Source organism: Methylocystis borbori, from assembly GCF_036576025.1.
Taxonomy (GTDB): domain Bacteria; phylum Pseudomonadota; class Alphaproteobacteria; order Rhizobiales; family Beijerinckiaceae; genus Methylocystis; species Methylocystis borbori.
Window position 1 is genome coordinate 61524 of sequence record NZ_JAZHYN010000008.1, and the last position, 21549, is coordinate 83072.

Consider the following 21549-nt stretch of genomic DNA (forward strand, 5'->3'; position numbering starts at 1 on the left):
CCGAATGGAGCGGCGGTTTCAAATGCAAGGTAACATCCTCAACTCTGAGACGTAATTAATCTTCGGGCCGCGGACGCGGTTTTTCCCGCGCCGTTGCCAAACCGCCACACCTCCATGCAAGCCGCTGTTTAAGCGCGGCGTTCACTTGGCGCGCGCGATGAGTGGGCTCGCCAGCGCGCCGAGACTGCGCTCATAGGCGTAAAGGGAGAAATGCGACTCATAATAACGGCGGGCCGCGCTCGCGCGCCGCGCGGCTTCGTCCAAAGGCGCGCGCGCCGCCGCTTCCGTCAGGGCGCGGGCGAATTCATCGGGCGAATCGGCAAGCGCGAGATCGGCGAGGCGGAACGCCTCTTCGTCCATGCCGCGCAGCGCTTGCCGCGTCGCGACGAGCGGCAGGCCGCTCGATAAAGCCTCGACGGATTTGATCGAGAGGCCGGCGCCGCTGATCGTCGGCAGCAAAGCGAGGCGCGCGCCCGCATAGATGGCGCCGGGATCCTCGACGCGGCCCAGGAACCAGCCCTTATATGCGGCGTAAACGTCGGGCGCCCGCGCACGCACGCCCGCGTCGACATTGCCGACGATCTTGACGGCGACGCCCGGCGCCTTGGGCGCGACCTCGCGCAGGAACCAGACGACGCTTTCGACATTGCCGCTGTTATTGCTGGCGACCAGAACGATATCCGGTCCGCCCGGTCCCGTCGGCGCCTCGGGCACGGCGGGGTAGAGCAGCCGATGGCTCTTTTCCGGCAGCAAGGCGCTGAAATCCTCCGCCTCCTGCGCGTTGAGATGCAGGAGAAGGTCCGCGCCGCGCATCGCCTCGATCTCCTGGGCGAGCATCGCCTCATAGGTCGCGCGCGGCGCAAGCCAGGGCATCCGCTCATTCATGAGCGCGAATTGGCGCGCTTGCAGATCATGGGTGTCGAGCAGGATCGGCGCAATAGCGCCCCCCTGCCCGCGCGCGAGACGGCGCGCCACGGGCATGAGAAAGAAATGATTGCAGTGAACGAGATCGTAGGCGGCGTCTTCGACGCCCGGCGACAGCATGGCGCGTTTGGCCATGCCCAGGCGGATCACGGCCTGATCGCCATGGAGATAGGGCCAGAGCGTATCGCGCAGAAAACGCGGCGCGAACATGGCGCGAAACGGCGCGCCGCCATAATAGCGCGGGCTGTCGTCAAGCTCCGGCGTCGCCTCTATGAAGGATTTCCAGATCCAGCCGCGCCCCGGAAAGAAGCCCGGATCGAGGCTGATCGCGATGGGCGACACATCCGCGCCGAGCGCCCGATAGGCGGCGATCTGGCCGAGGACGACGCGATAGGTGCCGCAGGAATGCCAGGCAGGATGAAGCAGGGCGACGCGGCGGCCGGCAAGAGGCGTTTCGCTCACATGATCCCCAATGTCGCGACGGCCGTCGCCAGCGCCCGCGCATAGGCCTGCGGGCTGAAGCTTTCTTCGTAAAGCCGGCGCGTGTCGCTCAGCTCCCAGAGCGGCGTCTCGCCGGCGTCCGCGCGCGCTTGCGCCGCGCGCCAGGCCAGCGCGAATTCGGCGGAGTTCTCGGCGAGCGCGACATTGCCCAATCGGCGCGGATCGACCCGCATCCCCCTGAACGCCAGCGGCGTGGCGACGAGCGGCGCGCCGCAGGAAAGCGCCTCCACCGCCTTGATGGACAGGCCATGCCCTTCGACGGTCGGCAGCAGAACGCAGCCGGCGTTGGCGTAAATCGCGCCAATGTCGTCGACGCGGCCTTTGAACAGAGCGCGATGCGCCTCGTAAAGCGCGGCATCCCGCTTTCTCAAGCCGCCGTCGATATTGCCATAGATCGAAACGCGCGCGGCTCCCCCGCGCGGGACGACCTCCTGCAAGAACCAGCGCAGGCTCATGTAATTGGCGTAATTGTCGCTCGCGACGATCACGATTTCGCGTCCCCTGGCGCGGGGCGCCTCGGCCACGGCGGGATAGATGAGCTTGTGGCGCATCTTCGGCAGGAGTTTTTGAAAATCTTCATGCTCCTCCTCGTTAAGATGCGCGCAAAGATCGGCGCGGCGCATCCATTCGAGCTCGATTTTCAGCATGTCGTCATAGGTCGCATAAGGCGGAATGAAGAATCCGCCCTTGTTGCGCAGCACATATTGGCGCGCCTGTATATCCTGCGTCTCCAGAACGATGGGAATGCGTCGGCCGCGCCGCAAGGTCTCGACGAAGGGCAGCGTGAAATAATGATTGGCGTGAACGAGATCGATCCTCTCGCCCTCAAACCCCTCCGGTAGCGGCGCGCGCTTCGCGATTTCGATCAGCCAGGTCGCCTGATCGCCATGAATGAGCCGCCACCATCCGTCGATCAGAAAGCGCGAGGCGAGCGCCGAAAGCGGCGCGCTGGAGTAAAAGCGCCGGTCGGCGCCGATATCGCGCGTGGCGGCGAGATAGCCGGCCCAGCGCCCGCCATGGGGCGGACGCCGCCCGATGTCGTCCATCATGGCGATGGACAGAACGCGCGCGCCAAGCCGCTTATAGGCAGCGATCTGGCTGACGTTGACCTGATAGCTGCCGCAACTGTGCCAGGCGGCGTGCACGACGGCGACGGTCTTACCGGCGAGCGGCGCGGCGTCGGCGCCGCCGCGCGCCGCTTCCGGAGAAAGGCGCGCCGCTTCAGACATGGCGCGGCGACATAGGCGCGTCGGATCGCCAAATCGTTCCGACGCTCTTAATCGATTCGCCGTCCGCTTCGCGAAACGCCAACGTCAAGGGTCTCCAACTCACTGGCCGCCCGAAACAAGCTTTCAAGAATATCGCCAATCCGCTGGCCCTTCGTCCCGCCTCGCCCCGCAACCGGGGAGAGGGATGCGCCCCCTTGCTTTTGCCCGAATTTTACAAGTACACCCCCTATATGAGCCTTCGTCTTCCAAATCCAGCCCTCTCGCCGCAGGACGCCGCGGCGGGAAATGCCCCTTCTCTGTCAAAACGTTACGGGATCGCCATCGTCGGCAACGACAAGATCATCGACTGGCTGCTGCCTTTTTTGGAAAGCTATCGCGACACCAATTCGTCGCTGCCGCTCTATCTTATTCCCTATGACGACAATGTCGCGATGACGCGGCGCGCGGCGGACGTCTATGGCGCCGTCTATGTCGGCGAGGAGCCGATCGAAATCGACAAACTCTCGCATGAACTCTATCCCGGCATTTTCAACAGCAACCGCCGCCGGTTGCGCAAGCTGCAGGCGCTCGCCCTGCCGCTCGACGAAGTCGCTTATGTCGACGTCGACGTCATTCTCTTTCGTGACTTCACGCCCGCTTTCGGACGCCTCGAGGAAGGCAAGACCGAATTCATCGTGGCGTCGCCAAGCTTCGAATATGTCTATAACGACAGGCGCGACCATTATCCCTTTCTAAAGGACGCGTTGCTCTTCAACGACGGATTCTGGGTCACGTCGAACAAATTCCTGAAGCTTTCCGATTTTATCGACACGGTCCGCGACGACGCGGCGATCTTTCACGACGTGCGCAAGCGCGGCCAGCTCTTCGCGCAGCCGCTCGTGAATTTCGTGACGCATCGTCGCGGGCTCAAGATCGACCTTTTGCCCAATGTCGTCGCGGGCGCTTCGCATGAAAGCTTCTACAAGGCGCCGGGCGTCGCCTTTCGCGACGGCAAGCCGGTGGATTACGAAGGCAAGGAGATCTATTTCGCGCATTGGGCAGGCGCGACGGCGCTGCCCCGCAGCAGCGTGTTCGACGCGGCCTGGACGGAATATTCCCGCGCCGCCTGGGCGAGGTTCAAGAAATGACGAGCGTCCTCATCGCATGCGAAGCGACGAAGCGGGCCGGAATCACAGGCGTGGCGCCGGATCGCTTTATTGCGCCCGCAATGACCTGTTGAGACTCCCGCCATGCCGCGCCTTTTGTTCTTCTACCTCTTCAAGCGCATCGGCCTCGGCGTGCTCGTCGTGCAGTTCGCGCTCTCCGTTCCCGTCGTCCTCTCCTATCTGCTCTATCAGCTTCCGCCCGCCGCCGTGCGCGGCGGCCTCGTGTTCCCGGCGCTGGTCGGCGTGACGCCGACCGTCGCATACGTGACGCTGCCGATGGCGGTCGGCGTCGCCACCGCGCTCGAATTCGCCCGCATGGCGAGCGAAGGCATGATCGCCGTTCTCTATGCGCTGCGCCTTTCGGTCTGGTCGATCTGCCGGCCGGCGCTGACGCTCGCCGCCGGAATCGCCGTTCTCGGCTATGTCCTCGCCAATTTCGTCGCGCCTTATTATTCGACCAATATGCAGGACGTGCTCAATGTCGTGCGCAATTCGCTCAATCATCGCATGTTGGACGCGGCGCATTTCTACACTTTCGACAAGGGCGTCAAGACGCTCTACATCGAACGCTGGGAGACGCCCGACCTCGCGGTGAATCTTTTCGTCCGGCAACTCTCGATCGAGAAGATGCAGGAAGAGACGATCACGGCCGCCCGCGCGGAATTCCGCCGCAATGAATCGGGCGTCATCGTCGCCCTCTCCAACGGCAGCATCCAGACGCGCTCGCTGACGACCGGCGACGTGCGCATCGCCAATTTCGACGAATACGCCATGGCGCTGCCGATGCAGGGGAGCGCCACGCTGCCGAACCGCGGCTGGCGCGGCGTCTATGAATTATCCGCCGACGACTTCCTCGCCAGTCGGCCGCGCGTAGGAGGCGATCCGCGCGAAATCGGCGAATGGATGGCGGAAGCGGCGAAGCGCTTCGGCGTGCCGGCGCTCGCGCTCGCCCATACGCTGCTCGCCATGGCGCTGGTGCTGACCTTCGGCAATATCACCGGCCGGCGCGGCGCGGCGGGAAGCCTGACGATCATCGCCATTCCGGCCGTGCATATCGGCTTTCTGGTCGCGCTCGAATCGCTGTTGCGGATAAGCGGACTTTTTATCTTGTTGCTCGGGGGGCTGGCGCTCGCTGAAGTCGGCGTTTCCGCCCAGCTCATCGCCCGGCTCAATCGGAGCGGGAAGCCCAGGCGCCTTGCCGGCGCGCCGAGCGCCGCGCCGCCAAACGCTTACGCCGCGCCGCTCTCCTGATCCTGCCGCTCCGCCAGCATCGCCGCGCGATAATCGGCGGTCACTTTCTCGGGATCTCCGACCTCGCGCACGACGCCATTTTCCAGCCAGATCACGCGCGTGCATAGGGATTGAAGAAACTCAAGACTGTGCGAAACAATGAGAATCGTGCCGGTCTTGGCAAATTCGTTGATGTAATCCTCGCACTTCTTCTGGAAGATTTCATCGCCCACGGACAGCGCTTCGTCGACGATGAGCACGTCGGCCCGGGCGTGGGCGCAAATCGCGAAAGCGACGCGCGCGATCATGCCCATCGAATAGGTGCGCATCGGCTGCTCGAAAAAAGACCCAATATCGGCGAAAGCGGCGATGTCCTCGATGCAGGCGTCGACCTCCTTGCGCGACAGTCCCAGGATCGCCGCGCCGATGCGGGCGTTTTCGCGCCCGGTCAGGAGGCCGTCAAAGCCGGAGCCAAGCGCCAGGATCGGCGCGATCCGCCCCTTGACCTCGAAGGCGCCTTTCGTCGGTTGAGTGATGCCGCAAAGGATTTGCAGAAGCGTCGTCTTGCCGGCGCCGTTGCGCCCCACGATGCCGACGCGCTCGCCCCGCGCGACGGTGAAATTCACGTCGTTCAGGACCCATTTCTCCTTGTAGAATTTCTTCCACAAGCCAAACAGCACCTGCTTCAGCTGGTCGTTCTGATGCGCGTAAAGCTGGAACGCCTTGCCGACGCCCATGCAGCGAATGGCGAGCTCAGATGACATCGACGATGACCGACTTGTAGCGCATGAAGAACTGATAGCCGCCGAGAAACACCGCATAGGAGATGGCGACCACAACGAGATAGCCGAAAATGTTCGGGATGTTTCCGTCGAGGGCGATGGCGCGCAGCATTTCGATATATTCGCCGACGATATTGAGCCGCAGCCAGAAAGCGGCGGATTTCGACATCGCCGCGATCTGGTCGAGCCGATAGAAAATCGGGGTCGCAAACATGAGCATCGGCACAACCGACGCCATGATATGCGCGACGTCGCGCGTGAAGGCGCCGAGCGCCATCAAAAACCAGACGACGCCCAGGATAAAGAGCGCGAAAGGAATGACGAGGAAGGGCGTCAGCACGATGGTCAGCGGGACGCCGCCAGCCGTCAACAGTCGGAAGCCGATGTAAACGCCGAAGGCGACGCCGGCGTATGTGAAGGCGCGGATGGTCGCCGTCCAGGCGATGGTCTCGCTCGGGAAGATCGATTTCTTGACGAAGTTCACATGCTCATGCAGCAGCATGGGCGCGCGATAGGCAAGTTCGCTAAACAAATTGAAGACGATCAGCCCGATAAAAATGGAGCTTGCATAATCCGACACGCTCATGCCGGTGGAAAGCTGCGGCACGGTAATGGAGAAGAGCGCCGTGTAGGTCAGCAGCATGAACAGCGGCGAGAGCACCGCCCAGAGCGGGCCGAGCGCCGAGCCGCGAAACCTCGAAATGAATTCGCGCCGAGCGACGGCGCGGATAAGCTCCCGATTGCGCCATGCACGTTCGAAGGGAGCGACATAGGCCAAGGGAATGGAGGCGAGCAAGTGGCGGGGCGTCCTTTGCCGGGAGGGCGCGAAGCGCGAGTTTAGCGCATAGACCAGTTTGGCCCGCCCCCTGTCAATGGCGGGGCGAAATCCGTAGCGAGAACACATGTATAATCAAGCCCGTCCGTACGGGAAACCGCCATGCTGACGCGCCGAGCCGTCATTGCGGGATTCGGCGCCGCCGCAGCCGCGCCGGGGCGCTGGCGCGCGCGGGCGGCCGAGGAATTTGACTATCGGCTTGGCGACTGGACCGGCGACAGTTTCGCGCCGATGCACGCCATACGCGACGGGCTGTGGCGCAGGCCCCTCCCTGCGCCCGAGCGGCGCGTCGATGTGGCGATCGTCGGCGGCGGCCTTGCGGGACTCGCCGTCGCGACGCTGCTCCACGACCGCGACCTCGTCCTTCTGGAGCGCGAAACCGCGCCCGGCGGCGTCGCCAAATCCGGGCGTTGGCGCGACATCGACTATGCGCTGGGCTCCGCCTATATCGTCGATCTTGCAAAGCCTTTCGGCGATTTTTACGATCGGCTGGGCCTGACGCCCCAGCCTGTTCCGGAGCCGGTCGATCGCCTGCTGACAGGCGTTCCCGGCGCGCAAGACCCGCGCGACGGCGAATGGCGCGGCGCCTATGAAAGCCTGAAGGAACTGCTTCGCGCGCTCGCCGACCGCGCGGACTTTCCAAAAATTCCAATCAACGACGCCGCGGAGGCGGCGCTGACGCTCGATCGACTCTCGCTCCTCGATTTTCTGCGGCGCGAGCATATCGATCCGCGTCTTTTCGATTTTATCGACGCTTTCTGTTTCTCGGCGCTTGGCGCGCGCGCCGCCGAAATCTCGGCCTATGCGGGCGTCAATTTTCTCTCCGAGATCATCGGGCGCATCCACGCCTTTCCGGGCGGCAATGGCGCGATCACGCGCGCGATGGCCGAGCGGATCGTGCGCGGCGGGGCCGGCCGGATCGTCACCGGCGCTGCGGTCTTCGCCGTGGAGCCTGCGGAAGACGGCTATGCGCGCATCGGTTGGCTCGACGCTGCGACTTTCGGCGAGCCGCGCTGCATCGAGGCGCGCTGGGCGGTCGTCGCGGCGCCCTATTTCTTCGCCGCCCGCATTCTGCGCGGCGTCGATCCGGTCGTGACGGCGAAAATGACGGGCCTGCGGCAGGGAAGCTATCTCGTCGCCAATTGCTGCTTCGACGGCCCCATCTCGCCCCGCCCCTATGATAGCTGGACGCCGGGCGGCGGCGCTTTCATCGACGCGATCGACGCCGCGGCGGTCCTCGCGCCGCAAGCCCGGCCGAAGGATCATGGCGTCCTGACCGTCTATGCGCCCTTCCGCGATCCCGGCGCGGGCCGCGCGCAATTGCTCGCAGGCGACCGCGCCGCGCTCGCCCGTCCGATTGTCGAGGATTTACGACGCCTCATGCCCGAAGTCTTTTCGCAGGCGCGGCTGGTTGAGGCGCGCCTCACGCGCTGGGGACATCATCACCTCATCGCCTCGCCTGGGGTCGTCGGCATGATGCGCGCTTTGCCGAAACGCTTCGGCAATGTGCTGCTCGCCCATTCGGACGGACAGGGCATGCCTGCGGCCGAAAGCGCCATCGCCGAGGCGCTGGCCGCCGTCGAGACGATTCGCCGAGGGTGATTATTCCACCGTGACGCTCTTTGCGAGATTGCGTGGCTGATCCACGTCTTTGCCCATGAAAGTCGCGACGTGATAGGCGAGGAGCTGCGCCGGAACGGCATAGACGATGACCGCGAAAGGACCCGCGACGTTCTCCGGCATGTCGATGAAGCCGGCGAGCTCCGCCGCCGCGGCTTCGCGCGCGTGCGGCGAGCCGATGAGAATGAGGTGGCCGCCGCGCGCCGCGACCTCCTGCAGGTTCGAGACCGTCTTTTCGAGGTTCGCGTCCGGCGGCGCCAGCACGATCACCGGCATGGCGTAGTCGATGAGCGCGATGGGGCCATGCTTCAATTCTCCCGCCGCATAGCCTTCGGCGTGAATGTAGGAGAGCTCCTTGAGCTTCAGCGCGCCTTCGAGCGCCAGCGGAAAGGCCGGGCCGCGCCCGAGATAGAGCACGCTCGACGCCCGCGCCACATCGCGCGCCACGGGCTCGACCTGCGCTTCGCGGGACAGCGCCTCCGCCATCTGTCCGGGCGTCGCGACGAGCTCCGCCACGAGCTCGCGTTCGCGCTCCTTGCTCAAGACGCCGCGCGCGCGGCCGAGCGCGAGCGCAAGACAGGCGAAGACCGCGAGCTGGCAGGTGAAGGCTTTCGTCGAGGCGACGCCGATCTCGGGACCCGCGAGAGTCTGCGCCACCGTGTCGCTCTCGCGCGCGATGGTCGAGGTCTCGACATTGACGATCGCCAGAATGTGCTGGCCCTGCGCGCGGGCGTAACGCAGCGCCGCAAGCGTGTCGGCCGTTTCGCCCGACTGCGAGACGACGATCATGAGCCCGTTTTCGGGGAGCGGCGCTTCGCGGTAGCGAAACTCCGAGGCGACGTCGATCTCGACCGAAAGCCGCGCGAAACGCTCCAGCCAATAGCGCGCGACAAGTCCGGCGTAATAGGCCGTGCCGCAGGCGGAAATGGTGATCCGCGTCAGCGCCTTCGGATCGAATTTCAAATCGAAAGGCAAACGCACGACGCCTTCGGCGAGGTCGAGATAATGGGCGAGCGTGCGGCCGACGACTTCCGGCTGCTCATGGATCTCCTTCGCCATGAAGTGGCGGTAGTTGCCCTTGTCGACCAGGAATGAGCCCGATTGCAGCGGCTGGCGCCGCCGTTCGACAATATTGTCGTCGGCGTCGTGGAAAGTGGTTTTCTCTCGCGTCAGCGTCACCCAATCGCCTTCTTCGAGATAGGCGATGGAAGTCGCGAAAGGCGCGAGGGCCAGAGCGTCGGAGCCGAGATAGGCCCCTTCGTCGCTCCAGCCGACGGCGAGCGGCGAGCCCCGCCTCGCGCCGATCAGGAGATCCTCCTCGCCCTCGAAGAGAAAGGCGAGCGCGAACGCGCCCTTGAGGCGCTTCAGCGCCGCCGCGACGGCTTTTTCAGGCGTCGCGCCATCGCGCAATTCTTCGGCGACGAGATGGGCGACGGCTTCGGAATCCGTTTCGGTCGTAAAGACATGGCCCTTCGCGGCAAGCTCCGCGCGCAATTCGCGGAAATTCTCGATGATGCCGTTATGCACCACGGCGACGCGGTCATTGGCGTGCGGATGGGCGTTGTTCTCGGTCGGACGGCCATGCGTCGCCCAGCGGGTATGGCCGATGCCGATGGCGCCGTAAAGCGGGGCGGCGGCGAGCTTTTCTTCAAGATTTTTAAGCTTGCCGCTGGCGCGCAGCCGGGTCAGCCGCCCGTTCTCCAGAGTGGCGACGCCGGCGGAATCATAACCGCGATATTCGAGCCGCTTCAGGGCCTCGACGATTTGCCCCGCGACCGGGCCTTTCCCGAGAATTCCCACAATGCCGCACATGACGACCTCCGAAGCGATTTTAGCAAGCGCGCCGCCAGGGCGAACAGGCGCGGGAAGGAGACGAAAACCGTGGTTATAGCAGGCGCCTACTTCGCCTCCTGGCGCGGATCCTCCTTCGGATCGGCATAGGCGATGCCCCATGGCCCGGTCGCGATCAGTTCGACGATCGTTTCCTCATCGGTGGTCCAGACAAAATGCGCATGCCCCGCCGGCAAGGCGAAGCTGGCGCCCGCCTTCAGCACACCGCCTTTTGGCGCATCGAATTTCTCGCCAACGCCGTTCCCCAATTTCCCGCTCAGGATGGTAACGACCTCGGCGAAAGGGTGCGTGTGAGGCGGGATTTTATAGTTCGGCGGAAATTTGAGATAGGCGATAAACACGCCCGCCTTGGCCGGGTCGCCGATCAGTAGCGCGCTCTTGGCGCCTTTCGGAAGGATCGGCTCGTCTTTCCATGAGAGCCTATCCATCGTGAAGGTTTCCACGGCGTCCACGGTTATGCGATCGATTTTTTGATCGGCCCGCGCGCATAGAGAGCTCGCAACGGTGAATAGGATCGCTGCGGTCAGAAGGAGTCTCATGAGGTCTTCCCCTTCGCCTTCTTTTCGGCCTGCGCCGCCCGGAAAGAGACGGCCCAGCCGGCCTTTTCCATCTGCCGGCCACGCGCCACCGCGAGGGCGTCCGGGGCGACGTCCTTGGTGATGACGGAGCCAGAGCCGATATAGGCGCCCGCGCCGATCGTCACAGGCGCGACGAGCGCGGAATTGGAGCCGATGAAGGCGTTTTCGCCGATCCGCGTGCGGCTCTTGAGGAAGCCGTCGTAATTGCAAGTGATGGTTCCGGCGCCGATATTGGCGTTGGCGCCGATGTCGGCGTCGCCGATATAGGTCAGATGATTGACCTTGGCGCCCTGCGCGAGATTGGCGTTCTTGATCTCGACGAAATTGCCGACTTTGGCGTTTTGGGCAAGCGCCGCCCCCGGCCGCAGCCGGGCGAAGGGGCCGACCGCCGCGCCCTCCCCGATGCGCGCGCCTTCGAGATGCGAGAAGGAATGGATCACGGCGCCGTCGCCGATGACGACGGCGGGGCCGATGACGACATGCGGCTCGATCGTCACGTCGCGGCCGATGACCGTATCCGCGCTCAAAAACACGGTTTCCGGCGCGATGAGGGTGGCGCCCCCCGCCATGGCGGCGCGACGGAGCCGCGTCTGGACGACGGCCTCCGCCTGCGCGAGTTGCATCCGGTCGTTGACGCCCTGCACTTCCGACTCGTCCGCGACCACGACGCCCATTTCGCAGCCGGCGGCGCGCGCCAGCTCGACTACGTCGGTGAGATAAAATTCGCCCTTGGCGTTTTTATTGTCGATCCTGTCGAGCAGCGCCAGCGCCTCGCCGCCGTCGATCGCCATCAGCCCGGCGTTGCAGAGCGTGACGGCGCGCTCCGCCTCGCTTGCATCCTTCTCCTCGCGGATCGCGATCAGGCGTCCGCCAGCGTCGCGCAACACGCGGCCATAGCCAAAGGGATCGGAAGCCTCGAAGCCCAGCACGGCGACGCTGGCGCCTGCGGCAAGCGCCGCGCGTAAGGCGGCGATCGTTCGTCCCTCGACGAGCGGCGTATCGGCGAAGAGGACAAGAAGGTCGTCGCAGCCCTTGGCGATCGCCGCGCGCGCGGCGAGCACGGCATGGGCCGTGCCGCGCCGCTCGCTTTGAACGAATATTTCGGCCTCGGGCGCATAGCGCCGCGCCTCGGCGCAAACGTCGTCGCGCCCAGGCCCCACGACCACGGCGACGCGGCCGACGCCCGCCTCGGCTGCGCTCGACAGCGCATGGGCGAGCAGGGAGCGAGAGGCGATCTCATGCAGAACCTTCGGCCGGTCGGACTTCATCCGCGTCCCTTCGCCGGCGGCGAGGATGACGGCGAGGGCGTTTCTGGGTGTCGGCATCGACGCCCTCAAGGGTTGGGGTTACGAGAGAAGCCGCGGGGGCGGCGCGGCCTGCGCGTCGGTTCTGGCAGATTCGCGCGGCGGAGCGCAAGCCGCCGCGGCATTCGCGCGCGGGCCATGAAAACGACCAAGAAAAGCGTTTTCTCTCCTTGGCTATCTAGTATAGAGGGTCGTCGTCCACGCTGCGCCGCAATAATAAGCTAAAGCGCCATGTTCGGGATCTGCGCGGATCGGCTCGAGCCCTCCCTTCGGTAGCTCATGTTTGAACGTCGAGATGTTCTGAAAGCGGGCTTGGCCGCGATCGCGGCCGGGATGGCGCCGGCGCAACCCGGCTTCCATGCGGACGCCGCCGCGCGGGCGTCGACGGCCGAACCCGCCCCCTTCACCCGCGACATGGTCGCAGAGCTTGCCCGCGCGCTCGCCGCCAAGCCCTATCAGCCGCCTCCGACGGAGCTGCGCGAACCTTTCGCAAATCTTTCCTACGAGCAGTTCGTCGGGATCAAGAACAGGCCGGGCGCCGCCATATGGCGTCGGGAGAACAGGGGCTTCTCCATCGAGCCGCTGCATCGCGGCCATATTTTCGCGGCGGCGGTCGACATTTATCTCGTCGAGAATGGCGCCGCGACGCGCGTCCTCTATGATCAGAGTAATTTCGACTATGGCGGCCTGAAGATTACCGAGCCGCTCCCCGATCTCCGCTTTTCCGGGTTTCGCGTGCTCTATGCGCAAAGCGGCGTGCCGGACGCGGAGCTCGCCATTTTTCAGGGCGCGAGTTTCTATCGCGCGCTGGCGCAGGGCCAGAATTTGGGCGTGACGGCGCGCGGACTCTCCATTCGGACCGCCGATCCGCGCGGCGAGGAGTTCCCGGCCTTCCGCAGCTTCTGGATCGAAAAGCCGGCGCCGGGCGACCACGCGCTCGTCATCTACGCGCTCCTTGATTCGCCGAGCGTCGCGGGCGTCTATCGCTTCACGCTGCGGCCGGGCGAGGCGACGCTCATCGACACGGAGCTCACGCTCTACCCGCGCGCCAACGTCGATCATTACGGCCTCGCGGGCTTCGCGGCGGCGTCGCTCTTTACGCCGCTCGACCAACGCCGCGTCGACGATTGGCGGCCCATGGCCGCGGAGATCAACGGCATTCAGATGCTGACCGGCAAGGGCGAATGGCTCTGGCGTCCCGTATCCAATCGCGAAAATCTGCAATTCTCCTCCTTTGTCGACGCCAATCCCAAGGGCTTCGGCGCGCTGCAGCGCCAACGCGACATAGAGGCCTACGAAGATAGTGACCAGCATTGGGAGCGCCGCCCGTCGCTCTGGATCGAGCCGCTTGGCGATTGGGACGAAGGCGCCATGCAGCTTGTCGAGATTCCTTCGGAATCTGAGATCAATTCCAATATCGTCGCCTATTGGCGGCCCAAGGCGCCCCTCGTCGCCGGCAAGGAGGCCGCCTTCGCCTACCGGCAATTCTGGTGCTGGGAGCCGCCGACGCGTCCGCCGCTGGCGACGGCGGCCGAGGCGCGCTCCGGCCGCGCGCCGGGCGGCAGGCTTCGCCGTTTTCTCGTCGTCTTTGCGGGCGATATCTTGGCCAATCCTCAGCGTACGGCGCAGCTGAATGCGGCGTTGACGACTTCTCCCGGATCGGCGACGAATATTCGCACTTTTCTCGACCCGCTGGCCAAGACCTGCCGCGTCACATTCGACGTCGACCCTGGGAACGAGACTTTTTGCGAGTTGCGGCTCGTCTTGCAGTCGGACGAGCAGCCGATAAGCGAAACCTGGCTTTACAGATGGACGCTTTAACCCTCGCGCCGGAAGACGAGGCGCCGCCCGCCAGGGAAACGCCGGCGACCGCCGATCCCGCCGTCGCGCCGCCGACGCCGATCGAAAGCCGGCTCTCCATGCCGGCGCAAAATCTTTACAAATTTGACAGCCGGCAAAGGCGCAAGCCGGAAGCGCCCTGGCTGTGGCGCACGCCCTGGCTCGCGCGCCTCGTGACTTTCGGCGGCGGCTTCGCGCTGACCGCCTATGGCGCCCATGAGATGTATCGGGTCATCGACGTGGGCGGCGTCACCACCTTGAAGTGGACGCTGCTGGCGCTTTTCGTCCTCAACTTCTCCTGGATCGCCCTCTCCTTCGCAAGCTGCGTCGTGGGCTTCGTCCTGCTGCTCCGCCATCGGCGGCCGCCGCCGCTTCCCGCGACGCTCGCGGAGAAGACCGCCGTCGTCATGCCGATCTATAACGAGGCGCCAAGCCGCGTCTTCGCCGCCTTGCAAACGATCTATGAGGACGTGCAAGCGACCGGCCTGGGCGCGCATTTCGACTGGTATTTTCTCTCGGACACGACCAATCCGGACATTTGGATCGCCGAGGAGCGCGCCTTCATCGGCATTCGCCGGCGGCTCGGTCCGCAGGCGCGCGTCTATTATCGGCGGCGCGAAAAGAACACGGGCCGCAAGGCCGGCAATATCGAGGATTTCGTCTCCCGGTGGGGCGGCGCCTATCAGCATATGGTCGTCCTCGACGCCGACAGTCTGATGGCCGGCCCGACCATCGTGCGTCTCGCCGCCGCCATGGAGGCGGACCCCGACAGCGGCATCATTCAAACATTGCCGCTCATCATCAGCCGCAACACGCTTTTCGCGCGCGTTCAGCAATTCGCGGCGCGCGTCTACGGGCCCGTCATCGCCATGGGCCTTTCGGCCTGGATGGGCCGCGACGGCAATTATTGGGGCCATAACGCCATCATCCGCACCGAGGCTTTCGCCCAGCATTGCGGCCTGCCCGACCTGCGCGGACGCCCGCCGTGGGGCGGCCATATATTGAGCCATGATTTCGTCGAGGCGGCGCTCATCCGCCGCGCCGGCTACGCCGTCTATATGACGCCCACCCTCGGCGGCTCATATGAAGAAAGCCCGCCCTCGCTCATCGACGTCTCGATACGCGACCGGCGCTGGTGCCAAGGCAATCTGCAGCATTCGCGCGTACTGCTCGCCAAGGGATTGCACTGGGCGTCGCGCCAGCACTTCCTCACCGGCATTTTCGGCTATCTGACTTCGCCCCTCTGGCTTCTGCAATTGCTCGTCGGCATTGTGATCGTCTTTCAGGCGAGCTATTTCCGCCCGGAATATTTTACTGGCGAGTTTGTGCTTTTTCCAACCTTCCCGCGGTTCGACGCCGAGCGCTCGCTGCAGCTCTTCGCGCTCACCATGAGCATTCTGCTCGCGCCGAAACTCTTCGGCCTGCTCGTCGCCTTTTATGAGCCGGAGACGCGCAAGGGCTCGGGCGGCTTTTTTATGCTGGTGATCTCGACGGTTTTCGAGATCGTGCTTTCCGCTCTGCTCGCGCCGATCATGATGCTGATCCAGACCGGGCATGTTCTCCACATCGTCTTCGGCTTCGATACGGGCTGGGATCCGCAGCGGCGCGACGACGGCTCCGTGCCCTTCCCCGACATCGTGCGCCGCCATATCTGGCATGTGGCGTTGGGCCTCCTCAGCCTCGTCGCCGGCTTCATGATTTCGCCTTCGCTCGTCGCCTGGATGTCGCCGACGATCGCCGGCCTCGTGCTGGCGATCTTCATTTCATGGGCGACGAGCCAGCGCTGGCTCGGCCTCGTCTTCCGCCGCGCCGGCGTGCTGGCGACGCCTGAAGAAACGACGACGCCTCCGATCGCCAAGCGCGCCAGGGCGCTCTCGAAGGCGCTGGCGCGCGCTGGCGAAGACGAAGTGAATTGCCTGATCGCGATCCATGGCGACTCGGACCTGCGCGAACGGCATGAAAACTGGCTGCCGACGCGAAGGCCGCGCCAGCGCGGCCAGATCAGCGCCGACCGCGCGCTGGCGGAAGCCAAGATCGCCGACGCCGAAACGATCGAGGACGCCGTCGCCTGGCTTAATCGCGGCGAGCGGCTCGTCGTCATCTCCGACCGCGCCCTGATTGGCATGATCGCGCGCCTGCCGCGTCGCGGCGCTCTCGCCAGCGCGCCGCAAGAGGCAAGGGCCGCCGAGTGAGCCGCGCCGCCTTGAAAGTAAGGCAATATTACCTTACATTTATCGCATGACGACCAACACGCTTAAAATTACCGCCAAAGGCCAGGTGACGCTTCGCAAGAAGGTGCTCGACCATCTTGGCGTCGGCCCGGGCGATCGCGTGACGGTGGAATTGACCGCCGCCGGAAGCGCGAAATTGCGCCCGGCGACGGGCAAGAGCGATTTGACGCGCTTCGTCAATTCCCTCCGTCGCCCCGGCGAAGCCGGCATGCCACTGGAGAAGATCGATGAGATCATTGCCGGAGGCTGGGCGGGCGAGAAGTGAGGATCACGCCGGACACGAATGTGCTATTGCGCGCAGCGGTCGGCGACGATCCCGTTCAAAGCCCCATCGCCGCCCGGGCGCTTCTTGGCGCGGAACGCGTCGCCGTCGCGACGGCGAGCCTATGCGAATTCTCGTGGGTGTTGATGCGCGGCTATAAGAGGAGCGCGCGCGAGGTCGCCAGCGCCATTCGCGCGCTTATCGACAGCGAGACGGTCGAGGCCGATCGGCCGGCGGTCGAAGCGGGACTCTCGGTTCTGGAAGCCGGCGGCGATTTCGCCGATGGCGTGATCGCCTTTGAAGGACGACGCGCGGGCGGCGTGGTTTTCACCAGTTTCGATCGCGACGCCGTTAAGAAGATCAAGCAGAGCGGCGGCGAAGCAAAACTGCTTTCCGCTCATCGCTAGCCTCTCCCCTCCGGCCGCGAGAAGGAGCAGACAGTGACCCTTATCTACAAAATCGTTTCGCACACCGACTGGCGCGCCGCCGAGCCCGAAGGCGTCTTCCGCGGCGCGGCCATCGATCTTACCGACGGCTATATTCACTTCTCCACGGCCGAGCAGGTCGAGGAGACGGCGGCGCGACATTTCGCGGGGCGCGACGATCTGCTGCTCATCGCGATCGACGCCGAGCGGCTCGGCGACGCGCTGAAATGGGAGGCCTCGCGCGGCGGCGCGCTCTTTCCGCATCTCTATGACGCGCTTGCGCTCGACGCCGTCATGCGCCTTCATCCCCTGCCGCTTCGCGCCGACGGGCGTCATGATTTTTCCGGCCTCATTATATGATCGACGCCTTTCGCCTCGCGGCGCCGCTCCTGCGCCTGCTCGACCCCGAGGACGCGCATCGCGCGACCATCGCCGCGCTGAAATTTACGCCGCCGCGAGCGCAAGCGCCAGACGATCCGCGTCTCGCCGTTTCCGCTTTCGGCCTTAATTTTCCAAATCCAATCGGGCTTGCGGCGGGTTTCGACAAGAACGCCGAAGTTGCCGACGCGATGCTTGGCTTCGGCTTCGGCTTCGTCGAGGTCGGCACGCTGACGCCGCGCGCGCAGGCCGGCAATCCGCGCCCGCGCGCCTTTCGACTGACGGAAGACCGCGCGGTGATCAATCGCTATGGCTTCAACAATGAGGGCCATGCGCCGGCGCTCGCGCGCCTGTCGAAACGTCGGCGCGGCGGAATCGTCGGGGTCAATATCGGCGCCAATAAGGACGCCGCGGACCGCGTCGCCGATTACGTCGCGGGCGTTCGCGCCTTCGCCCACGTCGCGAGCTATTTTGCGATCAATGTGAGTTCGCCGAATACGCCGGGCCTGCGCGATCTGCAGGAGCCCGAGGCGCTCTCCGAGCTCCTCGCACGCGTTATCGACGCGCGGGACGCGGCGAGCCTCCGCCGTCCCCTGCTCCTCAAAATCGCGCCGGACCTCACGCTCGCGCAACTCGATAATATTGTGCGCGTCGCGCGCGAACGGCGCATCGACGGCATGATCGTGTCGAATACGACGATCTCGCGGCCCGCTTCGCTGCGCCCGACATTCGCGAATGAAAGCGGCGGCCTTTCCGGCGCGCCTCTCTTCGATCTTTCGACGCGCATGCTCGCGCAGACCTATCTGCGCGTCGAAGGACAATTTCCGCTGATCGGCGTCGGCGGCGTCGACAGCGCAGAAGCGGCGCTCGCCAAGATCGAAGCCGGCGCGGCGCTCGTGCAGCTATATTCCGCTCTGGTTTACGAAGGCCCCGGGCTGATCGCGCGCATCAAGCGGGGGCTGCTCGATGCGCTGGCGCACGACGGCTCTTCGCTTGCCGCGAAGATCGGCGTGCGCGCGTCAGCGATCCGTTGAGCGGGAACCGGCTTATGTCGGCGACGGGCGTCAATATCTCCTGTAGACCTTACGACCGTCTATCGTCGTTGACGTTCCCAACGGCGCGCCATCGGGGCCGGCGAAATAGGTCGTGCCGCCGATCGTGATCACGCTTCCTAACAGGCGGCCGGTCGCGCTGTAATAGTCAACGGAGACCTCGCTTCTGCTCGATGCGGCTTGAGACTGTTCCGTCGGTCCGGAGAATTCGGTCGGCTGTGCGTGAGTGGATGCGACGCTCGCCAAAAGAGCGGCGCAAACGAATAGCGGCTTCATATCGCATCTCCAAGAGGGGAGAACATCGACCCCGTTCTTGGTAAATTGCGGCGTGGGCGCATAAGGAATCCATTCGCTTTCTCCGGCTCCGCCATAAGGAATTTGCAAAAAGCGCGGGCGTTCGACGCGAGCCCTCCCGTAAAGGCCGCCGCGCCGAGGGCGAGCCGGCGGGGGCCGCTTTCATGTGACAGCGCCCGATGCTATCCAACGCGCATCCAACAAAGAGGAATGACGATGACCGAGCATATCTGGCTGGCGACGGGCGAAGCGACGGTTCTGGCGGCGGATGGGCAATATACCGACGCCATGCCGGAAGTGCTGATCGGCAACGTGAAAGGCCCGGTGGGCCACGCCTTCGCCAGTTTGGCGGGACAGGTCGCCGGCCATCCGCGCATGTTCGTCATCCGCGATCTCAATCAGCAGGTGCGTCCCGCCACCATGATGACCACCAAAATGACGGTGAAGTCGGAGGACTATGTCGAGCTTCTCGGCGGGATCGTGCAAGCGGCGACGGGCGACGCGATCGTCGATTGCGTCGCCGAGGGAATCATCCCCAGGGAGCAGATCGACGAGTTGTGCATGATCATCATGGTCTGGCTCGATCCGCGCTGCGCCAAGCACCAGAAGAAACTCGACAAGAAAGATCTTTATCGCACCAATTACGAGGCGACGAAGCTCGCGATCTCGCGGGCGATCAAAGGCGAGCCGACGGTCGACGAATTGATCGCCAACCGCAAGACCATCTCGCATTACGCGCTTGAGGGCGTCTTCGAGGAGTGATCCTCGTCCTCGACGCGCACGCCGACGATCATTCCGCCTTCAAACCAGCCTGTGAGGCATTGCGCGAGCCGCTCGGGGCTCATCTCGCCGGACTGCTGAAAAGCGGCCATCTGGCAGATGTCGCCAAAGGCCCGGCCGGCGCGCGCCTCGCAGAGCGCGACATATTCATCCGCCTCGAGCCGACGATAGGCTGACTCGTGGTCGACGCGCCAGACCGCGACATATTCCACGCCTTCTGGCGCAGGCGCATCCTCCGTCGCTGGCTCTTCCTCTTCCTCGCTCACGGCGGCGGCGTAAGCGGCCAGCGCGCCGGGCGCGAGTTCGAGCAGCGCGACGCCGGGATGAAAGGCGAAGACGAGGCGCGGCCAATCCTGCGGCGAAAAATCGGCGAGCGCCTGAACGCTTAGGGGCGTCTCGTCGGCGGAGTCGAAAGCGTCCGTCATGGCGCGCTCGAAACGCGCCATCGACAGGGCGTGAACGTCGTCGCGCCAGCGCTGGTCCTCGCGCATGAAATCGGAGAGGCCCGTCGTAAACCAGCGGGCGTTGGGATGTCGCGCCGGACATGCGTTGATGTAGGCGTCGACGAGCGCATCGAAATCTTCATCGCCGAGGAGCGCGCGCAGGCCGGGATGATCCTCGGAGACGAAGTCGGCAAGCCGCGCGCGATAACCGCTTTGATAGACGCCGAGCAGCGTCTCGGGCGTCGCGCCGCGGGGCGATGATTTAATCTTTTCGATAAGCGGGCCGTCGGCGTCGCTCGCGCCGCCGAGCAGGCTCGCCTGAAACCGGGACTGGAAATCGGCGAGCTTCATGCCGCGCTGCGCGCGCCCTCCGCCGCGATGCGGGCGTCGATCTCGCGCATGCGCCCGACTTCGTCGAGAAGCTCGGAAAGCGGCGGGAAATTGTCGTCGCGCTCGATCATCGCCGATGCGTCGACGCAGTGGCGGCGCGCGCGCTCATAGAGCTCCCACACCTCCTCGCAGACCGGCTGGTCATGGGTGTCGACGCGATGCGTCTCTTCATTCGTATGGCCCGCCATATGAAACTGCACGACGCGCTCGGCCGGAACGGCGTCGATGAAGGCGACCGGATCGAACCCGTGATTGAAACTCGAGACGAAGACATTGTTCACGTCGAGCAGCAGCAGGCAATCGGCGCGGTTCGCCATCTCGCGGACAAATTCCTGCTCGCTCATCTCGGAATCGGCGAAGGAGACATAGGTCGAGGCGTTTTCGACGACGAGCCGGCGCTTGAGAAAATCCTGCACGCGCTGGATGCGCTCGACGACGTGCGCGAGCGCTTCGCGCGTATAGGGGATGGGCAGAAGGTCGTGCAGCGAGAGGCCATGCACGCCCGTCCAGGCGAGATGATCGGAGATCCAGGCGGGCTCCACGCGCTCCGCCAGCGTCTTGAGCGCGCGCAAATAGTCGAAGTTCAGCGGATCCGTCGAGGCAAGCGACATCGACACGCCATGCATCACGATCGGATAATCGGCCCGCACCCGGTCCAGCATGGCGAGCGGCCGCCCCCCGGCGAGCATGTAATTTTCTGAAATGATCTCGAACCAATCGATCGGCGGGCGCGTCTCCAAAATCTCGTCGTAATAGACGGGACGCAGGCCGAGGCCATATCCGAGCGGCGCAGGTTTTTGCATCGCCTTTCCTCTTTCCCGGAGGTTCGCCGCTCCGGCCGAAGCCGGCGACGAGGCGGCGCGGGAACGAACCAAAGGCCTTCCCGCGCCCGAAGCGGCTACTTGCTGTGGCAGCGGCTCTTCATATTGCAGTGGCCCTTGTAGTGGTGGCATTTCGCCTTGTGATGGCATTTGGCCTTGTGATGGCAGCTGCCCTTGCCGCCGCAATGGGTCTTGGCCTGCGTCTGCGTCGCGCCATGCGCATGCGCCGGGGCCATCGAGGCGCCGTTGAGCGCGAGGGCGATGGCGGCGGCGGCGAGCGCCGATCCGGAAATAACATTCGACTTCATTGCATTCTCCTCTCCAAAAAACTCCGTCACAAGCGACAGAGAAACGTTCTCGCCGCTTGCGCGGCGGAATTCGACTGACTTGATGTCGCCTGATTCGCGCCGACCGGCGCGAACCGATCTTCGCCGGGAGCCGACCGCCGGCGCCATGCTAAAATAACGGAAGCTCGGGCGGGCTCCCCGCGCCCGAAACGCTTGTCGCCGTCATCTCCTTCGCATCTTCCTTAAAGAAGACGCTCGAGAGTTTGGAAAGATTATGCGCGGCGCTGCGATTCCGCCAGCGAGAATCTCATCTGTCGCGGAAGACTTTTAAAAGATGAATAATCCACC

At 64.6% G+C, this 21549-nt stretch carries 21 protein-coding genes; 10 read left to right on the forward strand and 11 right to left on the reverse strand.

Annotation, left to right across the window (positions count from 1 at the left end):
- Positions 1–141: 141 nt before the first annotated feature.
- Entirely contained in the window at positions 142–1386 is a 1245-nt protein-coding gene (locus V3H18_RS04420; RefSeq protein WP_332080708.1) for a glycosyltransferase, read from the reverse strand.
- Complete coding sequence (locus V3H18_RS04425; protein ID WP_332080709.1) at positions 1383–2654, reverse strand: glycosyltransferase; 1272 nt, start codon at positions 2652–2654, stop codon at positions 1383–1385. Before V3H18_RS04425 ends, V3H18_RS04420 begins: the two co-directional genes overlap by 4 nt.
- Positions 2655–2884: 230 nt before the next feature.
- Between V3H18_RS04425 and V3H18_RS04430 the strand changes: the two genes are divergently transcribed.
- Entirely contained in the window at positions 2885–3781 is an 897-nt protein-coding gene (locus tag V3H18_RS04430; protein WP_332080740.1) for a hypothetical protein, read from the forward strand.
- A gap of 102 nt (positions 3782–3883) precedes the next feature.
- Entirely contained in the window at positions 3884–5050 is a 1167-nt protein-coding gene (locus V3H18_RS04435) for an LptF/LptG family permease (RefSeq protein ID WP_332080710.1), read from the forward strand.
- Here V3H18_RS04435 and V3H18_RS04440 read toward each other — a convergent pair.
- Together V3H18_RS04440 and V3H18_RS04445 are read right to left on the reverse strand one after the other, a co-directional pair.
- Positions 5029–5793 (reverse strand): ABC transporter ATP-binding protein, encoded by a 765-nt coding sequence (locus V3H18_RS04440; protein WP_332080711.1) that lies wholly within the window; start codon positions 5791–5793, stop codon positions 5029–5031. The two genes, V3H18_RS04435 and V3H18_RS04440, sit on opposite strands and share 22 nt — an antisense overlap.
- Positions 5783–6607: an ABC transporter permease gene (locus V3H18_RS04445; RefSeq protein ID WP_332080712.1), complete on the reverse strand. Its 825-nt coding sequence runs from the start codon at positions 6605–6607 to the stop codon at positions 5783–5785. Before V3H18_RS04445 ends, V3H18_RS04440 begins: the two co-directional genes overlap by 11 nt.
- Positions 6608–6748: 141 nt before the next feature.
- Here V3H18_RS04445 and V3H18_RS04450 point away from each other — a divergent pair, with 141 nt between their 5' ends.
- The gene (locus tag V3H18_RS04450) at positions 6749–8248 is read left to right on the forward strand and encodes an FAD-dependent oxidoreductase (RefSeq protein WP_332080713.1); all 1500 of its coding nucleotides are present in this window, start codon (positions 6749–6751) and stop codon (positions 8246–8248) included.
- Here V3H18_RS04450 and glmS read toward each other — a convergent pair whose 3' ends face one another.
- The 3 genes from glmS to glmU all read right to left on the reverse strand — a co-directional run bounded on the left by glmS (position 8249) and on the right by glmU (position 12020).
- Entirely contained in the window at positions 8249–10078 is a 1830-nt protein-coding gene (gene glmS, locus V3H18_RS04455) for a glutamine--fructose-6-phosphate transaminase (isomerizing) (protein WP_332080714.1), read from the reverse strand.
- 86 nt (positions 10079–10164) lie between these two features.
- The gene (locus V3H18_RS04460; RefSeq protein WP_332080715.1) at positions 10165–10656 is read right to left on the reverse strand and encodes a cupin domain-containing protein; all 492 of its coding nucleotides are present in this window, start codon (positions 10654–10656) and stop codon (positions 10165–10167) included.
- Positions 10653–12020: a bifunctional UDP-N-acetylglucosamine diphosphorylase/glucosamine-1-phosphate N-acetyltransferase GlmU gene (gene glmU / locus V3H18_RS04465; RefSeq protein ID WP_332080716.1), complete on the reverse strand. Its 1368-nt coding sequence runs from the start codon at positions 12018–12020 to the stop codon at positions 10653–10655. The genes V3H18_RS04460 and glmU overlap by 4 nt, the downstream gene beginning before the upstream one ends.
- A gap of 312 nt (positions 12021–12332) precedes the next feature.
- On the opposite strand from glmU, the gene V3H18_RS04470 reads away from it, so the two are divergent.
- The 6 genes from V3H18_RS04470 to V3H18_RS04495 are packed head-to-tail and all read left to right on the forward strand — an operon-like array spanning position 12333 to position 18168.
- Positions 12333–13820 carry a glucan biosynthesis protein gene (locus V3H18_RS04470; RefSeq protein WP_408631758.1) on the forward strand — a complete coding sequence of 496 codons (1488 nt, stop codon included), beginning with the start codon at positions 12333–12335 and terminating at the stop codon, positions 13818–13820.
- The gene (gene mdoH / locus V3H18_RS04475) at positions 13808–16030 is read left to right on the forward strand and encodes a glucans biosynthesis glucosyltransferase MdoH (protein ID WP_332080718.1); all 2223 of its coding nucleotides are present in this window, start codon (positions 13808–13810) and stop codon (positions 16028–16030) included. The genes V3H18_RS04470 and mdoH overlap by 13 nt, the downstream gene beginning before the upstream one ends.
- 46 nt (positions 16031–16076) lie before the next feature.
- On the forward strand, positions 16077–16334 hold the full coding sequence (locus V3H18_RS04480) for an AbrB/MazE/SpoVT family DNA-binding domain-containing protein (RefSeq protein ID WP_332080719.1): 258 nt from the start codon (positions 16077–16079) through the stop codon (positions 16332–16334).
- Positions 16331–16738, forward strand: coding sequence for a type II toxin-antitoxin system VapC family toxin (locus tag V3H18_RS04485; RefSeq protein ID WP_332080721.1), 408 nt, complete (start codon positions 16331–16333; stop codon positions 16736–16738). The genes V3H18_RS04480 and V3H18_RS04485 overlap by 4 nt, the downstream gene beginning before the upstream one ends.
- A gap of 33 nt (positions 16739–16771) precedes the next feature.
- Positions 16772–17116, forward strand: coding sequence for a DUF952 domain-containing protein (locus V3H18_RS04490; RefSeq protein WP_332080722.1), 345 nt, complete (start codon positions 16772–16774; stop codon positions 17114–17116).
- Positions 17113–18168, forward strand: coding sequence for a quinone-dependent dihydroorotate dehydrogenase (locus V3H18_RS04495; protein WP_332080723.1), 1056 nt, complete (start codon positions 17113–17115; stop codon positions 18166–18168). Before V3H18_RS04490 ends, V3H18_RS04495 begins: the two co-directional genes overlap by 4 nt.
- Positions 18169–18198: 30 nt before the next feature.
- Here V3H18_RS04495 and V3H18_RS04500 read toward each other — a convergent pair whose 3' ends face one another.
- Positions 18199–18462 (reverse strand): hypothetical protein, encoded by a 264-nt coding sequence (locus V3H18_RS04500; protein WP_332080724.1) that lies wholly within the window; start codon positions 18460–18462, stop codon positions 18199–18201.
- Between the two features lie 234 nt (positions 18463–18696).
- Here V3H18_RS04500 and fae point away from each other — a divergent pair, with 234 nt between their 5' ends.
- Positions 18697–19242, forward strand: a complete 546-nt coding sequence (gene fae / locus V3H18_RS04505) for a formaldehyde-activating enzyme (protein WP_332080726.1) — start codon at positions 18697–18699, stop codon at positions 19240–19242.
- Here fae and V3H18_RS04510 read toward each other — a convergent pair.
- From V3H18_RS04510 to V3H18_RS04520, 3 genes are all read right to left on the reverse strand, one after another.
- Positions 19212–20054: a DNA-binding domain-containing protein gene (locus V3H18_RS04510; RefSeq protein ID WP_332080727.1), complete on the reverse strand. Its 843-nt coding sequence runs from the start codon at positions 20052–20054 to the stop codon at positions 19212–19214. The genes fae and V3H18_RS04510 overlap by 31 nt on opposite strands.
- A complete protein-coding gene (gene bufB, locus V3H18_RS04515; protein WP_332080728.1) occupies positions 20051–20896 on the reverse strand; it encodes an MNIO family bufferin maturase in 846 nt (281 codons plus the stop codon). Before bufB ends, V3H18_RS04510 begins: the two co-directional genes overlap by 4 nt.
- A gap of 95 nt (positions 20897–20991) precedes the next feature.
- Entirely contained in the window at positions 20992–21222 is a 231-nt protein-coding gene (locus V3H18_RS04520; RefSeq protein ID WP_332080729.1) for a hypothetical protein, read from the reverse strand.
- Positions 21223–21549: the final 327 nt, after the last annotated feature.

Excerpts from the sequence above, each read along its gene's own strand:
- V3H18_RS04425 (WP_332080709.1), bottom strand. The coding sequence starts at position 2,654 with ATGTCTGAAGCGGCGCGCCTTTCTCCGGAAGCGGCGCGCGGCGGCGCC.
- V3H18_RS04430 (WP_332080740.1), top strand. The coding sequence starts at position 2,885 with ATGAGCCTTCGTCTTCCAAATCCAGCCCTCTCGCCGCAGGACGCCGCG.
- V3H18_RS04435 (WP_332080710.1), top strand. The coding sequence starts at position 3,884 with ATGCCGCGCCTTTTGTTCTTCTACCTCTTCAAGCGCATCGGCCTCGGC.
- V3H18_RS04440 (WP_332080711.1), bottom strand. The coding sequence starts at position 5,793 with ATGTCATCTGAGCTCGCCATTCGCTGCATGGGCGTCGGCAAGGCGTTC.
- V3H18_RS04450 (WP_332080713.1), top strand. The coding sequence starts at position 6,749 with ATGCTGACGCGCCGAGCCGTCATTGCGGGATTCGGCGCCGCCGCAGCC.
- glmS (WP_332080714.1), bottom strand. The coding sequence starts at position 10,078 with ATGTGCGGCATTGTGGGAATTCTCGGGAAAGGCCCGGTCGCGGGGCAA.
- V3H18_RS04460 (WP_332080715.1), bottom strand. The coding sequence starts at position 10,656 with ATGAGACTCCTTCTGACCGCAGCGATCCTATTCACCGTTGCGAGCTCT.
- glmU (WP_332080716.1), bottom strand. The coding sequence starts at position 12,020 with ATGCCGACACCCAGAAACGCCCTCGCCGTCATCCTCGCCGCCGGCGAA.
- V3H18_RS04470 (WP_408631758.1), top strand. The coding sequence starts at position 12,333 with ATGGCGCCGGCGCAACCCGGCTTCCATGCGGACGCCGCCGCGCGGGCG.
- mdoH (WP_332080718.1), top strand. The coding sequence starts at position 13,808 with ATGGACGCTTTAACCCTCGCGCCGGAAGACGAGGCGCCGCCCGCCAGG.
- V3H18_RS04480 (WP_332080719.1), top strand. The coding sequence starts at position 16,077 with ATGACGACCAACACGCTTAAAATTACCGCCAAAGGCCAGGTGACGCTT.
- V3H18_RS04495 (WP_332080723.1), top strand. The coding sequence starts at position 17,113 with ATGATCGACGCCTTTCGCCTCGCGGCGCCGCTCCTGCGCCTGCTCGAC.
- V3H18_RS04500 (WP_332080724.1), bottom strand. The coding sequence starts at position 18,462 with ATGAAGCCGCTATTCGTTTGCGCCGCTCTTTTGGCGAGCGTCGCATCC.
- fae (WP_332080726.1), top strand. The coding sequence starts at position 18,697 with ATGACCGAGCATATCTGGCTGGCGACGGGCGAAGCGACGGTTCTGGCG.
- V3H18_RS04510 (WP_332080727.1), bottom strand. The coding sequence starts at position 20,054 with ATGAAGCTCGCCGATTTCCAGTCCCGGTTTCAGGCGAGCCTGCTCGGC.
- bufB (WP_332080728.1), bottom strand. The coding sequence starts at position 20,896 with ATGCAAAAACCTGCGCCGCTCGGATATGGCCTCGGCCTGCGTCCCGTC.
- V3H18_RS04520 (WP_332080729.1), bottom strand. The coding sequence starts at position 21,222 with ATGAAGTCGAATGTTATTTCCGGATCGGCGCTCGCCGCCGCCGCCATC.